This is a genomic window from Pseudoalteromonas sp. J2K-J031 (genome assembly GCF_058197095.2).
The window spans coordinates 382,595-396,219 of the sequence record NZ_CM200279.1 but is presented as its reverse complement, the minus strand read 5'-3'; the positions used below and the strand labels follow the sequence as shown (position 1 = coordinate 396,219).

The window sequence follows — 13,625 nt, the reverse complement described above, 5'->3', positions numbered from 1 at the left end:
GTTAAGTGTGAGAGTGAGATAAAATTCGCTACTGAGTTTAACGATACCTGTATTAAGCAGAATTTCAAGTAAAATACTGTCAAACATCAAAAAACGATCATTTGCCTATATTCTACCTTTTTTTAGTGATTTTACTCTCTCTTTCGCAGAAATTACCTATCAACATAACTTATTTATGCATATAAATAAGCAAAATTATGAATATAAAATCATCGAACACAGTTGTAAAAAGCATAAGGAATTAGCTTTTTATAACTGAATACAACCAATAAAAAATTAAGTAAGCACTCAAACAAACTACGTCTAACTGCGTAATAATTACCTTTAAAAAACCACATTAAGCCTCAAGATAAAAACAGATGTGACCAGTTTAAATTTCAGTGTCAATGCTAGCGTTGCATTAATAACGCGCAGCAACAACGCTCGAAATTAACTCGGCTAAGTGAATAAATTTGCAATTTGAGCCACACTACGTTTTGTATAACTTTGATTGACTTTGTGCCAGATCAAAGCGGAGATTTGTAGCAAGATTATAATTTTATGCCTAACTAACTTCCTCGAAGGCATTCGTCGTGCAAAATACCATTGATTGGGATGACTCGCTCATCAAGAAATATAACGTCTCAGGGCCAAGATATACCTCTTATCCTACAGCTCTATCATTTAATGATGGCTTTACCAAAAAAGAGATGCTTCATGCACTGACGGATACAAACAATAAAAAACTCTCACTTTATATCCATATTCCGTTTTGCCATCAGCTTTGCTACTACTGTGGCTGTAATAAAATAGTGACACGCCATCAACATAAAGCCGATTTATACCTCGATTATCTAGAACAAGAAATAGCAGCTCAAGCACCATTTTTCCAACACTATGAAGTGGAACAACTGCATTTGGGTGGGGGCACTCCAACTTTTCTTGATGAACCGCAAATGAGCCGTTTGATTAAGATGCTGAATCAATATTTTAATTTTAAACCTGACGCACAAAAAGGGATTGAAATAGATCCTCGCTCACTTGCTGATAACATGCTAACTGCTCTTTATAGCTTAGGATTCAATCGTGTCTCATTTGGGATCCAAGATTTTAATGATGAAGTGCAAAAAGCGGTAAATCGTGAACAATGTGCCGAAAATGTCGCGAATTTAGTGCTTGAAGCGCGAAAACTTGGCTTTAAGTCTGTTAATACCGATATGATTTATGGTTTACCATTACAGACACCTGAAAGTTTTGCTGCAACAATAGATCAGCTTATTAGCCTGTCACCTGATAGAGTGTCAGTCTTTAATTATGCCCATATCCCAGACCGCTTTGCCGCACAACGCAAGATAAAAGAACAAGACTTACCGAGCGCTGCAGACAAGCTAACTATGTTTAAAAATACCCTAGCGCAAATGACCGCAGCTGGTTATGTATTAATTGGCATGGATCATTTTGCAAAGAAAGAAGACAGCTTAGCGCTTGCACAACAACAAGGGCTTTTACATCGTAACTTCCAAGGTTATACCACACATGGTGATTGTGATTTACTCGGTTTAGGGGTGTCTTCAATCTCTCAGATTGGAAAAAGTATTTTTCAAAATCCTAAAGAGTTAAAAGACTATTACCAAGCTGTAGAAACTAAAGGAATTGCGGTATGCAAAGGGCTGACATTAAATGATGACGATTGTTTAAGAGCCGATGTTATTCGTCAACTTATTTGTCATTTTTCACTTGATATACCCACAATTGAAAATAAGTATGGTATTGATTTTAATGACTACTTTTCAGCTGCTTTAACGCAGTTGCACGCACTTTCAGACGATAATATGGTCACTATCGAGCCTAACTCAATTACGGTAACAGCAAAAGGGCGGCTATTTATTCGCATTATTTGTATGGCGTTTGATGCATATTTACAGCGCCAAGCTAAGCTCACCCGTTTTTCACAAGTTATTTAACCTCTAGTCACCGAAGAGGATTACCGTGTTAATAACTGACCTATCGGATGTTAATCCAACACTGTAAACGTTGTAAGTAGCAAACTGAGAAGATTGATTATCTAATTTTGAGGTTGATTAACCGGCTCAAAAAATAAAAAAGCGACCTCGTGGTCGCTTTTTTATAACTGAAACGATTAGAGTACCGTTTTTGTAGCAGGATCTGCTGGAAAGCGCTCAATGATTAGCGCTAAATCTTGCATAATTTCAGCTTCAAACTCTTCTTCTTTACGCCAGCGTAAAGAATCTTGCTGAAAAATCTCTTTCTTTGAGTATTTTTTACGGGCTTGATGTGTCGGCATATCTTTCACCGCATCATACATTTTATAAACACCTGGATAAGCCTTAACTAAGTCAAGCTCTTGCCCAAACTGATATTGTGACATCAAGACCCAAATGCGTAAGCACCCTTCCGAATATTCACATTGCTTTTCTTTCATCGCTTTAGCAATCAAATTAATGCTGTCGGATAACTTAAGGTTTTTCTGTGCTTGCTGAGCTAAATACTCTGCTTTTTTTGCCGCTATATTTTCATTTTGTACTTTTACTTGGAGCAAGAGTCGGCCAGCATAAAATGCCAGCCCTGCAATAATAACCGTACCTAAAATAAAGCTTACGATTAATAACGCACTCATTTATCGTCCTCGTCATCATCATCTAGCCACTCATCAGCTAAATTATTTGATAAAAACTGGCTATACATATCATCATCTTGCTCATCATCTTCATCTTCGATGCCTAATAGCTCACATAAAGCCTGATGACGGGCGATTTTAGTATTAAAGTATTTGGCATCTTTACCTGTTAACAATTCACCACCTTCATGGCGATCGATTAAATCAAGTAAACGTTGATCATTTTCAAGTTGCTCTAACTCTTGCTCTGGAGAAAGTTCGACAGGGGCAACCTTTTTCAATTCAACTTGAGGTTCAAGGTGACGTTTCAGTACTGGCTCTGCCACGATTACAGCTGCAGCACCGCCAACTAAGCTAACTGGTTTTTTACTTCCTTTGCCTGGTTGTACGTCTTTTTTCACAGTATTTTCTGTTTGACTTTTTTTACTTTCAACAGCATTACGCGTACCAGGTTTATTTCCTGTTTTTGCTTTTGCACGCACATCTTTTAGTGCGCGCATTTCTTTCAATTTATCTTTACTTAATTTTTTTGGGGCAAGGCTGCCACCTTTACGTGTTTTCGTTCTGCTCATTTGCTTTCAACCGTTCAGTAATTGGGTGTATTTTACATCAATAGGTAAGATTTCGTTATGGCTTTTTAAAAATGATTACGTCATTACCAACAAACTCAACCATTAAATTGTCTCGCTTTGCTAAAAATTCAAACGTTTCACGACTAAAAAAAGACACATGGGTTGGGTCATTTTTATAATGCCAATTTAAAAAGCGTTCGTGATCAATCACTAGCTTAGTCATTAACGCCAAAACTCCACCTGATTTCACTAATGACACGAGCAGCGGCCACTCTTTAGCTGGCTGATTAAAATGCTCAATCACCTCAGTGCAAGTTACAAAATCATACTGCTGCTTTAGCACTGTATTATCTGGTGCATAAAAAATATCATAGACATTCATGCTAAATCCTAGCTGCGTCAGCATGTGCGCTAAAGCAGGGCCAGGACCACAACCAAAATCAAGCCCGATACTTTTAGGGCTTATTTTCTCAACTAAAGGACTCACCACACGCTGTAAGAACCGCTGATAGCCTTCATCCTCGATATTATTATCATGATTGTCATACATGGCCTTTTCATCCTCAGTATTGAGGTAAAAAGCTTCTGGTACAAACACCAAATGACACACCGAACATCGAACATATTCTCGGCGCTTGTCGGTATGAAAATGTGATATAGCGTCAGCACCACACAGAGTGCAACAATTAGTCATAGTGAGATGGGTTAGCATGTGAATGGGTGCAGTATAACAAAAAACAAAATAAAAAGGCGGTAGATTGCTCTACCGCCTATTAATTCGAGTGTCTAGAAACCTGGACACCTCTCCCTTCGACTGTTCGATCATTGTCTTCAGTCATATTTTTATTATTTTTTTACTATCCATATTGTTTTTATTATTAAACTTCCATGAATTTTATTATTTTCGGTCTTCCTAACACTTTCTTTGCATTCCTTTGGTGAACTTAAAACTAACTAGTTTTAACGTTCAAGTCCCCTTTTGCGCAAATTTATCGCTATAACTTCCGTATTAACGCCTTTCCGTGTTGTTTTGTTTGTCTGTGCGACAGGCATTAATATACTTGTTAATAATTTTGTTACAACTAATTTATATAAAATAAATAATAAAAATAACGACATAATTTTTGATTCATTTTAATTACATAGACTTAAGTCTAACCACAGAAAGATAAACAGACTTAACGCACACGTAAACATAGCGTTATTCTCACAAACCTTGTGAGATATAACCCACAAAAACAATGTTACTTTGTTATTCTAAAGAAATTAAAGTTAATAAATGCCATTTACTGCATAAAAAACAAGCTAATTAAAATATTTCAAATAATCTCTGAAAAGTAAAAACTTCATAATTTTCGAGTTCGGTACCTGTTTTTTCACTTCTACAGTAGCCTCTTTATGAGCTTGAGACGAAGCTTTCTGATACCTACTATTAGTCAGCTTGTAGTAATAGCCAACAAAAAATTTGCAGTGAATCAAAAACAAAAAAGGCGATAGTCTTTCGAATATCGCCTTTAAGATTTAGATGCTCTTTTTTATTTCAACAATAAAGCAATACGATCAAATAGCGCATCAATTTCAGCTAAGGTGTTGTAATGCATACAACCAATGCGAACCACACCGCCAGTATGTAATACCCCTAGCTGCTCACATAAACCTTGAGCATAAAAATGACCATCCCACACACACATTGCAGCATCGCCTAAAAAACGCGACACCTCATTGGGAGCATGATCAGCAAAGGTCAATGCAAACGTTGGAGTGCGATCAGCCAATCGCGTCATATCACTGATCCCATACAATTTTATTTGTGGAAATTCAGCTAAACGCGTTAGAAAATGCTGACTAAGTGCCATCTCATGGTCTTTACTAATGGCAAAAGCATCAGCCAAGCGAGCTCGGCGAGATTCTGTTTTTGGTAAATCACTGATTGCAGCAATGTAATCAATGGCGGCAACCACACCAGCAAGCCCTTCAAAACTTTGCGTGCCCGTTTCCCAGCGACCAGGGATCAGATCTTTAGCAGGTTCCACTTTATAAGGCGTAAACCCTTCTAAATGCGCACGCTTGCCGTAAACAATACCAACATGCGGGCCAAAAAACTTATAAGCTGAACACGCTAAAAAATCGCAATTGAGCGCTTGCACATCAATGAGCTCATGAGGCGCAAAATGCACCGCATCAACATAAACTAAGGCCCCAACTTTATGCGCAGCTTCAACAATACGTTTAATATCATTAATTGAACCTGTGGTATTTGAGGCATACGTCACAGCAACCAATTTGGTTTTTTTGTTAAGTAGTGCAGTAAAGTGATCGTAATCAAGAGTGCAGTCAGCCTCATTAACTCGAGCAGTGTTGACCTTTACACCTTTATCTTCAGCGGCTAATTGCCACGATGATACATTCGAGAAATGATCTGCATTGGTTACGATAATTTCATCACCAACTTGCCAATCTCTTGAAATTGCTCGACTAAAGCTAAAGGTTAAGCTTGTCATATTCGCACCAAATACGATTTGATCCGCACTTGGAGAATGAAGTAAATCCGCGACCGCTTGACGCGCCTGCGCCATCACTTCAACTGTTTTTTCACTTGAGAAAAATGCACCACCTAAATTTGAGTTATAAAACCCCAAATAAGCCCCCATTGCATCAAGTACACCTTGTGGTACTTGTGAGCCACCTGGGCCATCAAAAAAAATCGGAGTGTTGTTATTAACAAATTGATTTAAAGCTGGAAATTGCTGACGGAGAGCCGTTACATTCATGATTAAAATCTCTTAAGCAGTAAGCACAAAACAATCTAGATAGCCGACTTTATCAGCATTAATTTTGTTCATTGGTGTTGCGTTGTGCCACACGTGGCGATCATTAATCAGTGCAAACATGCCGTCTTTAATTGCCATTTTAAAACAAGGTTCAACATCGCGGTTTTCGTACACGAGTAACTCGCCACCTTCGATGTTTTCATGCGAAACACCACAAATACAAACATGATCAAAACCATCTTGATGAATGCCTTCGGGTGCCGGTGGTGTATCACTATCAATCGCAAGCATTCTAAATTGATGAATTTCTATTTCAGAATCAGGCGAAATCTGACTCAATTGACAAAACTCGTTTACGATATGCTTCATACCATCTGTCGCAAGTAGCTGCGGCGATAAGTTTTCGTAAACTCGCTCTACATTACCTTGAAATGTATTAATATCGTCATTTTGTACAAATGCTTTTGCTGGCTGCAATGTTAATTGGCCATCAATCATTTTAATCACACAATAGCGACGCAAACGAAATGCCCCGTCCGCATAAGGATTGGTTGGCAAGTCATCAAATGATGGTTTCACTTGCGCAATCGTCTCTTGATTTAAGAAACGCAACTGCAATAAATTCTGGTTGTTCAAAGCACTCATATCTTTCCTACAAAAAGCAGATTAATTAATGGAATTTTAATGCATACCAAGCGCAGATTTATAGCTATAAAAAGCAACCAATGAAAAATATTTACCTTTTTTATCTTTAAAATACATATTTATTGATTTTTTTATTCAAATAAATTTAATTCACAATTTAATTACAAACAGCCAGCCTTTTTCGCGGCGTGAATTAATAAAGGGTAAATCGACTGCCAAATATCGTCTATCTATATAGATTTATCGCACAACAGTGCCGTAAAAACTGAAAAATGATTATAGTAAGCGCACTTCAAATGATTGGATAACCCGATGCTGAAAAAATTACTTTCCACTGCCTGCTTAATTGCGTTAAGCACACAATTACATGCACTTGAATTAAATAAAAAAGACATTAATTACATTGGACCGCTTGCCGAGCTAAGCCAATTAAAACCCCATGAAACCGGCCAACAAGATGCAATATTGGCAAATTTAGCTGCTGAACTAACTAAAGATACCGCTAAAATGAACGTGTTTGGTAATACGTTATCGTGGCAATCATTAGAGTCTGTTCAACAACTCACCGCTGCGGGCATTCAAGCATTAAAATTTAATATCGAAGTCGAACGCTTTACCCAAGGTAAAATGACGTTTAAGGGTATCGATAAGGGCACTTTATTTATTAATGGCCAAGCGAACGCTCTCAAAGACAATGCGATTGAACTCACCTTACCAACTGGTGAATATCAGTTACTAATGTTGGCTGAGCAGGTTGCAGATTGGAATAAAGTCGCCATAGACTTTGCAGGTAAAGCAGACCACGACCAAATTACTGTAGTCAAAGAGCTCAATCAACTTTCTGCCAAACAGCTTTTTGATGCAACAACAATCAGTCAGATCAGCCTAGCTCCCGATGCCAAAAACATGGTGATTTCATCAACTCGTTACGATGATAAAAACGGTGATAGAGCAATTACAACAACACAATTGCGCGATGCTAATTACCAAGTACGCTATAGCTGGGATAATGGTGAAGCATCAAATTTTGCGTGGAGCCCAGATAACAAAACCCTCATTTACAGTGTCAATGGCCAATTACGCAGCCTTGAACGCAAAACATTAACCAGCCGAATGATTACTGACAAATTAGACGGGGCGAGTAATTTTGAGTTTTTCGACTCTAATACCTTAATTTTTTCGTGGTATAAAAGTGCACCAAGCAATACAGGCCTAACAAAACACTATAAAGGACTGGAAGATCGCTGGTCTTATGCGCGCAATAGTAATCACATTTACTTACTCGACCTTCAATCTGGCTTAATACGACAAGTAAGTAATCAATCACATAGCCATAGTTTAGAAGATTACAGCGCCTCCCGTAACACCGTTTTGCTTAGCCGCAATCCAATTGACTACCAAGCGCCTCCACACATGCTAACGCAGCTTGTTGAAGTTAATTTAGCTGATAATAGCGAAACCCTCATTGGCCAATACCGCACCTTTAACCAAGCCCGCTACCATAAAAATGGTTTATTTATTACTGCAGGGCCTGATTTTAAAGAAGGTGCAGGCAGAACCATTGCCACCGAATTATTAGCAAACAACTATGACGGGCAACTTTACAATGTCAGCTTCGATGGCACGAAAGTAACCGCATTATCAAAAAAATTCGATCCGGCAATTGAAGCCTTTACGGTTATCAATAACCAAGATGCGATTGTGTATGTAACTGAAAAAGACACAAAACAACTGTATCTTTTTGATAACAAGAAAAATCAGTTCAAAAAAATCGATACTGAATTAGATGTGGTAGAGCGTTTCTCAATCAGTGAAGAAAAAAACGCTCAATTATTGGTTACTGGTAGCAACGCTTCTTTAGCGCAGCGTTTACAGCGCATTAATTTGAAAAAGAATAATGCAGAGACTCTATGGAATTCTCATTCTGAATTTTATGCAAACTCTCACATTGCAAAACTAGATGAGTTTAACTTTACCAATAAAGAAGGCGTTGAAATCAGTGGTCGTGTGTACTTACCACATAATCTTGATCGCAATAAACAATACCCTGCGCTCGTTTACTACTACGGAGGTACTTCACCGGTTAACCGAGGCTTTACAGGCCGTTATCCTTTTAATTTATGGGCTGATCATGGTTACGTAGTCTATGTAATTCAACCAACCGGAACAACTGGCTTTGGCCAAGAGTTTTCGGCTAAACACGTTAATGCATGGGGTGAATATACTGCCAATGATATTATGCAAGGCACACAAGAGTTCCTAAAAGCATATCCTTATGTTGATGCTAAAAAAGTAGGTAACTTAGGTGCCTCTTACGGTGGCTTCATGACAATGTTACTTGCTACTCAAACCGATATGTTTAGCGCATCAATTGCTCATGCTGGCATCTCAAACATTACCTCATACTGGGGTCAAGGTTGGTGGGGCTACTTATATTCTGGCGAGGCTTCTAAAAATAGCTTTCCGTGGAATAACAGTGAACTTTATAGCCAGCGTAGCCCTGTTTTTCATGCCGATAAAGTGACAACACCACTACTATTAATTCATGGTGATGCCGATACTAATGTGCCAAAAGGCGAAAGCCATAACATGTACACAGCGCTTAAATTATTGAATAAAGATGTTGAGTTAGTTGAATACAAAGGGGCTGACCACCAAATTATTACGCGAGAGCAGCGTTTTCATTGGTGGAATACCATGCTTGCTTATTTTGATGCAAAGCTAAAAAACCAACCCCAATGGTGGAACTCTCTTTACCCAAATCAGTAATCTTTATTTGGGCTAACACTTGTGGTTAGCCCTTTTTAAGCAATTTGTTCGAATAATGGACTTTTAAGTCTATAATTGTTTACATTTACATACAAAATTACTATCGCCTTGTTTTTCTGAACAAGTTAGATTGATGGTATAATTCACTCCCCAAAATTTGTGATAAATAATAATGACAGTTAGAGTTTTATTGGTCGAAGATGACGAATTATTAGTTAAGCGCATAGAAACCCACTTCAGTGGTAGTGGCTTTAGCTTTGTGATTGATACGACAGGAACTCAAGCCCTTAAGATTGTGCAAACTCAGCAGCACAACCCTCAAAACGCGATTCAATTAGCGATTGTTGATATTGTTTTACCCGGTAAAGACGGCTTATTACTTGCCAAAGAACTCAATGCTTTTACGAATATTGGCGTTATCATGCTTTCAAGTCGTGATTCACAATCAGACCGCATTGCCGGATTAGCGCAAGGTGCCGATGACTATATTTGCAAACCCGTTGATTTACTTGAGCTAGAACTTCGCATGCGTGCGCTGTGTAAGCGGATCGTAATTGATACAGATGATTCTGAAGACTACATCGAATATGCCGACATTAAAGTTCATCCCGAGCACCGCACGTTAATTTGTGGTAACGGTGAAGAAATGCGCCTCACTGAAGCCGAACACAAAGTGCTAATTTGTTTAATTTCAAATGCAGGTAAAGCAACGTCGCGCGAAAAACTATCAGAAGAGATAGGCCAAACAGATTGGAGTCCAGCCGATAGAACAGTCGATGTATTAATTGGTCGGTTACGTAAAAAACTCGGTGACGAAAAAGACCAAAAACGCATTGTGACAGTACGCGGTAAAGGTTACATGATTTCGTTAGGTTAATGAAATCATGTTTTAAAAACGACTGATTACCACGGGGCTATTTCAGAGTTTTCATACGCAGTTAAACGTTGCTCAAACGGTGCCATAAAATAGTCTTTGCTCCATGCTTGTTTCACTGCTTGTTTTTGTAGCGAAACAGCATCTTCAAACTGCCCCAATTTTGCATACGCTGCAGCCATAAACTCAAGCGTCCACGGGTCATCTTCTTTATCTATCACTTCCTTACCCAGTGCAATGGCTTGCTCTAATTCACTACGCATATTAGAACTGCGCGCATACAAACCCGCCAGCTCTCGCTTAGCGATTAAATTACCTTTGATCGATGCCTCTTTTAACCAGTTTTCAACGCGCTGCTGCTCATTGCCGGTTAACTCTTCATTCTGCAAAATACATTTTGCGGCTTGTACTTGAGCAGGTAAAAAGTCGTTGTTAGCAGCAATGGTAAGAAGTGGTAAATTACAGTTTGCCCCTAATAAAAACAAACTTTCTGCGTGCCCCCCCTTCGCTGCTTCCTTACGCCAATAGTCTGCTAATTGCTCTTTAGGTTTATTAACAATAGCTTTAATAGTGACATTACTGCGCGTTAGATAATTCGAAAATCGCGTGTTTTTAGGTTCATTATTATAAAAGAACTCAACCAGATAAGGGCCTTGTTCTGACTTTACTTTTTGCGGCTCTAAATAGGTCAACTCCCATTTATCTAAGGTCGCAACAGCATTATCAATTAGCGCCTGCGGTACGGCATGACTATAAAAAGGCTTTTTCTGACTCACTTTCCCCTGTTGATCTACCCAGACTAAGTAACTGAAATTATGAAAATTTCCAGTTATGTTATCGCTAAAGTTGAATTCAGGCTGCATATCGTCTTTGAAAAAAATGCGCGAGGGCAGCTCTTTCGCACCAAGCACTTTCTCTGGGTCAATCTCAGCCACATGGTCTGCAACATCATTCATCAGTGTTAACATGTTGGCCAGCTCAGCTTGTGCGTTAATATCCCCTACTTTCGCTTGCCCTAATAATACCGTTTGTTTACTGGCAATATTTTCTTTCATTTCAGCTGAAAGGTTAGCACTTCGAAATACACCACTAAATTGGGCATTAGTGAACGTACGTAAGCTCCCTGCAACTTTTAGAATTTGGTAGCGCGAGTTTTCGAGCTTTTCTTTAATACTTTCACCAAATGCAGCATCTGGATAAGACTGCAATAACACTAAATCCCTTGGTACCCCATTACGGTCAATATCAAATAAATACGAGGCAAAACCAGGCACTCCCTCTCGAGCAAAAGTAGACGGATATTCAGCATCAGGGTTAATAGTACGTTTTGGTGTTGGATTAATAGTACGAGCATAAACGAACTTATTTTCTAAATTATCACTTCCCTTAGCACCATACAGTGCGATTAAATCTTGAGCCTTCTTTTCAGCTTCAACCAGCTGCTCTTCAGAAAGCCTTTTTTCAACAGACAAACGAGCTTGTTTTGCCATCATAAAGCCATTATCAAGTGCTAAAGTTAAATAACTGTATGCCATGATTGGGTCAGCCTGCACCCCTTGACCACGAAGATATTGCACACCAATATTAAATTGGCTTTTTGCATGCCCCAAATGAGCGGTATCCAAGAAAAGATTAAACGCTTGTTGATAATTTTGATTAAGATAGAGATCCATCGCTTTATTTGCATCAGCCACTACAGGCACACTAAATAGTGAACCGAGTAAAAGCGCTAATCTTTTCATATCTTTCTCCTTATAAATATCAACAAATAGCATGTTAACAGTTGGTAAATTATGGTGCAAACCACTAAATGCAGAAAGTCATGATTAATACTGAGATAATTGATTTAACAGCCGTTCTAAAGCACGATAACCGATAGCCTCTTTCAAATGTGCTAAACAAATCTGCGGTTCGCCCGCTAAATCGGCAATGGTACGCGCCACTTTGATAATTCGATGATACGAGCGAGGAGATAACCCTAGTTTTTCACTTACTTGTGCTAAAAATTGCGACTCCGACTCAGCCAACGAACAATGTATGGCAATTTCCTTGTTGCTGAGCAGTGCATTAACCTTTCCTTGACGCTTCATTTGTATTTCATACGCCGCCACAACACGCGCCTTCACTTGAACACTTGACTCTGCATGCTCAACGCTTTGCAGTTGCGCAGCAGGCAGCCTTGGTAATTCAACTTGTAAATCAATACGGTCTAAAAATGGGCCAGATATTTTACTTAGATACTTTAATACTTGGTCAGGGGTTGAGCGTTTATCGGTATGGCAACCTGTTGGGCTTGGATTTAACGCAGCAATCAATTGAAAATTAGCAGGAAATTCAGCTTGGCGAGCAGCGCGCGAAATCACCACCTTGCCCGTTTCCATTGGCTCTCGCAAACTATCAAGCACCTTACGCTCAAATTCTGGCAACTCATCTAAAAACAAAATACCATTATGGGCCAAACTAATTTCCCCCGGCCGAGGGTTCGATGAACCACCCACCAGCGCAACCGCTGAGCAGGTATGATGGGGATTTCGATAAGGTCGCTTGCGCCAATTTGCTAATTCAATTTGTTGGCCCGTAATAGAATACACTGCTGCGGTTTCGAGCGCTTCTGCGGTACTCATATGCGGCATGATACCCGTCATGCGCTGCGCTAGCATTGATTTACCTGTGCCTGGCGGCCCTAAAAACAATAAATTATGCTGACCTGCCGCGGCGATTTCTAACGCACGCTTACCTTGCTGTTGCCCCTTAACTTCATTGAGATCAAGTAAATGCTCAGCCTCATTATTTTGAGGTTCAGCCATTTGATACGCCTGATTAAACGCAAGGGGAATTTGCCCACTTAAATCAAGCCAAACATGCTGTAAACTCGCACAGGCTTTACGATTTGAACCCTCAATTAAGCTTGCTAGCGGATCATTTTCACTCGGTAAAACACAACAGCGATTAGCGACTGTGGCAGCCATAACACTTGGGATAATAGCCGATACAGTGCGAATCTCACCACTTAGCGCCAGCTCGCCATAAAACTCATACTGACCAATATCAGCGCATGTTAATTGTTCTGAGGCAATCAAAATACCAACTGCAATAGCTAAATCAAACCGCCCCCCTTCCTTGGGTAAGTCAGCAGGGGCTAAATTAACGGTAATTCGTTGATCTGGAAATGAAAACTGAGAATTAATAAGCGCGCTACGCACCCTATCTTTGGCTTCTTTAACAGAGGTTTCGGGCAATCCGACAATACTAAATGAAGGTAAACCGTTGCCTAAGTGAACTTCAACAATGACCTCAGGTGCTTGAATGCCCACTTGGGCTCGAGAATAAATACGCGCTAAAGACATTCCATGTCCTTTAATTTAAATAATATAATT

General features: G+C 39.3%; 10 protein-coding genes. 3 read left to right on the top strand and 7 right to left on the bottom strand.

Annotated features, from left to right (window positions below; translation table 11 throughout):
- Nucleotides 1-572 precede the first annotated feature (572 nt).
- Nucleotides 573-1,943 (top strand): oxygen-independent coproporphyrinogen III oxidase, encoded by a 1,371-nt coding sequence (hemN, locus tag AC3KZC_RS01855; RefSeq protein ID WP_490579834.1) that lies wholly within the window; start codon nt 573-575, stop codon nt 1,941-1,943.
- A 176-nt stretch (nt 1,944-2,119) separates the two neighbouring features.
- On the opposite strand, the gene AC3KZC_RS01850 is transcribed toward hemN, so the two are convergent.
- The 5 genes from AC3KZC_RS01850 to AC3KZC_RS01830 form a co-directional block, all read right to left on the bottom strand.
- The gene (locus AC3KZC_RS01850) at nt 2,120-2,617 is read right to left on the bottom strand and encodes a DUF2489 domain-containing protein (RefSeq protein WP_490579835.1); all 498 of its coding nucleotides are present in this window, start codon (nt 2,615-2,617) and stop codon (nt 2,120-2,122) included.
- Nucleotides 2,614-3,189 carry a Der GTPase-activating protein YihI gene (gene yihI, locus AC3KZC_RS01845; RefSeq protein ID WP_518525905.1) on the bottom strand — a complete coding sequence of 192 codons (576 nt, stop codon included), beginning with the start codon at nt 3,187-3,189 and terminating at the stop codon, nt 2,614-2,616. Before yihI ends, AC3KZC_RS01850 begins: the two co-directional genes overlap by 4 nt.
- 55 nt (nt 3,190-3,244) lie before the next feature.
- Nucleotides 3,245-3,883: a class I SAM-dependent methyltransferase gene (locus AC3KZC_RS01840; RefSeq protein ID WP_490579535.1), complete on the bottom strand. Its 639-nt coding sequence runs from the start codon at nt 3,881-3,883 to the stop codon at nt 3,245-3,247.
- An 841-nt stretch (nt 3,884-4,724) separates the two neighbouring features.
- Nucleotides 4,725-5,960 (bottom strand): cysteine desulfurase-like protein, encoded by a 1,236-nt coding sequence (locus tag AC3KZC_RS01835; RefSeq protein ID WP_490579536.1) that lies wholly within the window; start codon nt 5,958-5,960, stop codon nt 4,725-4,727.
- Between the two features lie 12 nt (nt 5,961-5,972).
- A complete protein-coding gene (locus AC3KZC_RS01830; protein WP_490579537.1) occupies nt 5,973-6,605 on the bottom strand; it encodes a 2OG-Fe dioxygenase family protein in 633 nt (210 codons plus the stop codon).
- 312 nt (nt 6,606-6,917) lie between these two features.
- Between AC3KZC_RS01830 and AC3KZC_RS01825 the strand changes: the two genes are divergently transcribed.
- Together AC3KZC_RS01825 and AC3KZC_RS01820 are read left to right on the top strand one after the other, a co-directional pair.
- On the top strand, nt 6,918-9,374 hold the full coding sequence (locus tag AC3KZC_RS01825) for an alpha/beta hydrolase family protein (RefSeq protein ID WP_490579538.1): 2,457 nt from the start codon (nt 6,918-6,920) through the stop codon (nt 9,372-9,374).
- A gap of 172 nt (nt 9,375-9,546) precedes the next feature.
- The gene (locus tag AC3KZC_RS01820) at nt 9,547-10,251 is read left to right on the top strand and encodes a response regulator transcription factor (RefSeq protein WP_490579539.1); all 705 of its coding nucleotides are present in this window, start codon (nt 9,547-9,549) and stop codon (nt 10,249-10,251) included.
- A 26-nt stretch (nt 10,252-10,277) separates the two neighbouring features.
- On the opposite strand, the gene AC3KZC_RS01815 is transcribed toward AC3KZC_RS01820, so the two are convergent.
- Both AC3KZC_RS01815 and AC3KZC_RS01810 read right to left on the bottom strand, forming a co-directional pair.
- A complete protein-coding gene (locus AC3KZC_RS01815; protein WP_490579540.1) occupies nt 10,278-11,990 on the bottom strand; it encodes a tetratricopeptide repeat protein in 1,713 nt (570 codons plus the stop codon).
- 84 nt (nt 11,991-12,074) lie between these two features.
- A complete protein-coding gene (locus AC3KZC_RS01810; protein ID WP_490579541.1) occupies nt 12,075-13,595 on the bottom strand; it encodes a YifB family Mg chelatase-like AAA ATPase in 1,521 nt (506 codons plus the stop codon).
- Nucleotides 13,596-13,625: the final 30 nt, after the last annotated feature.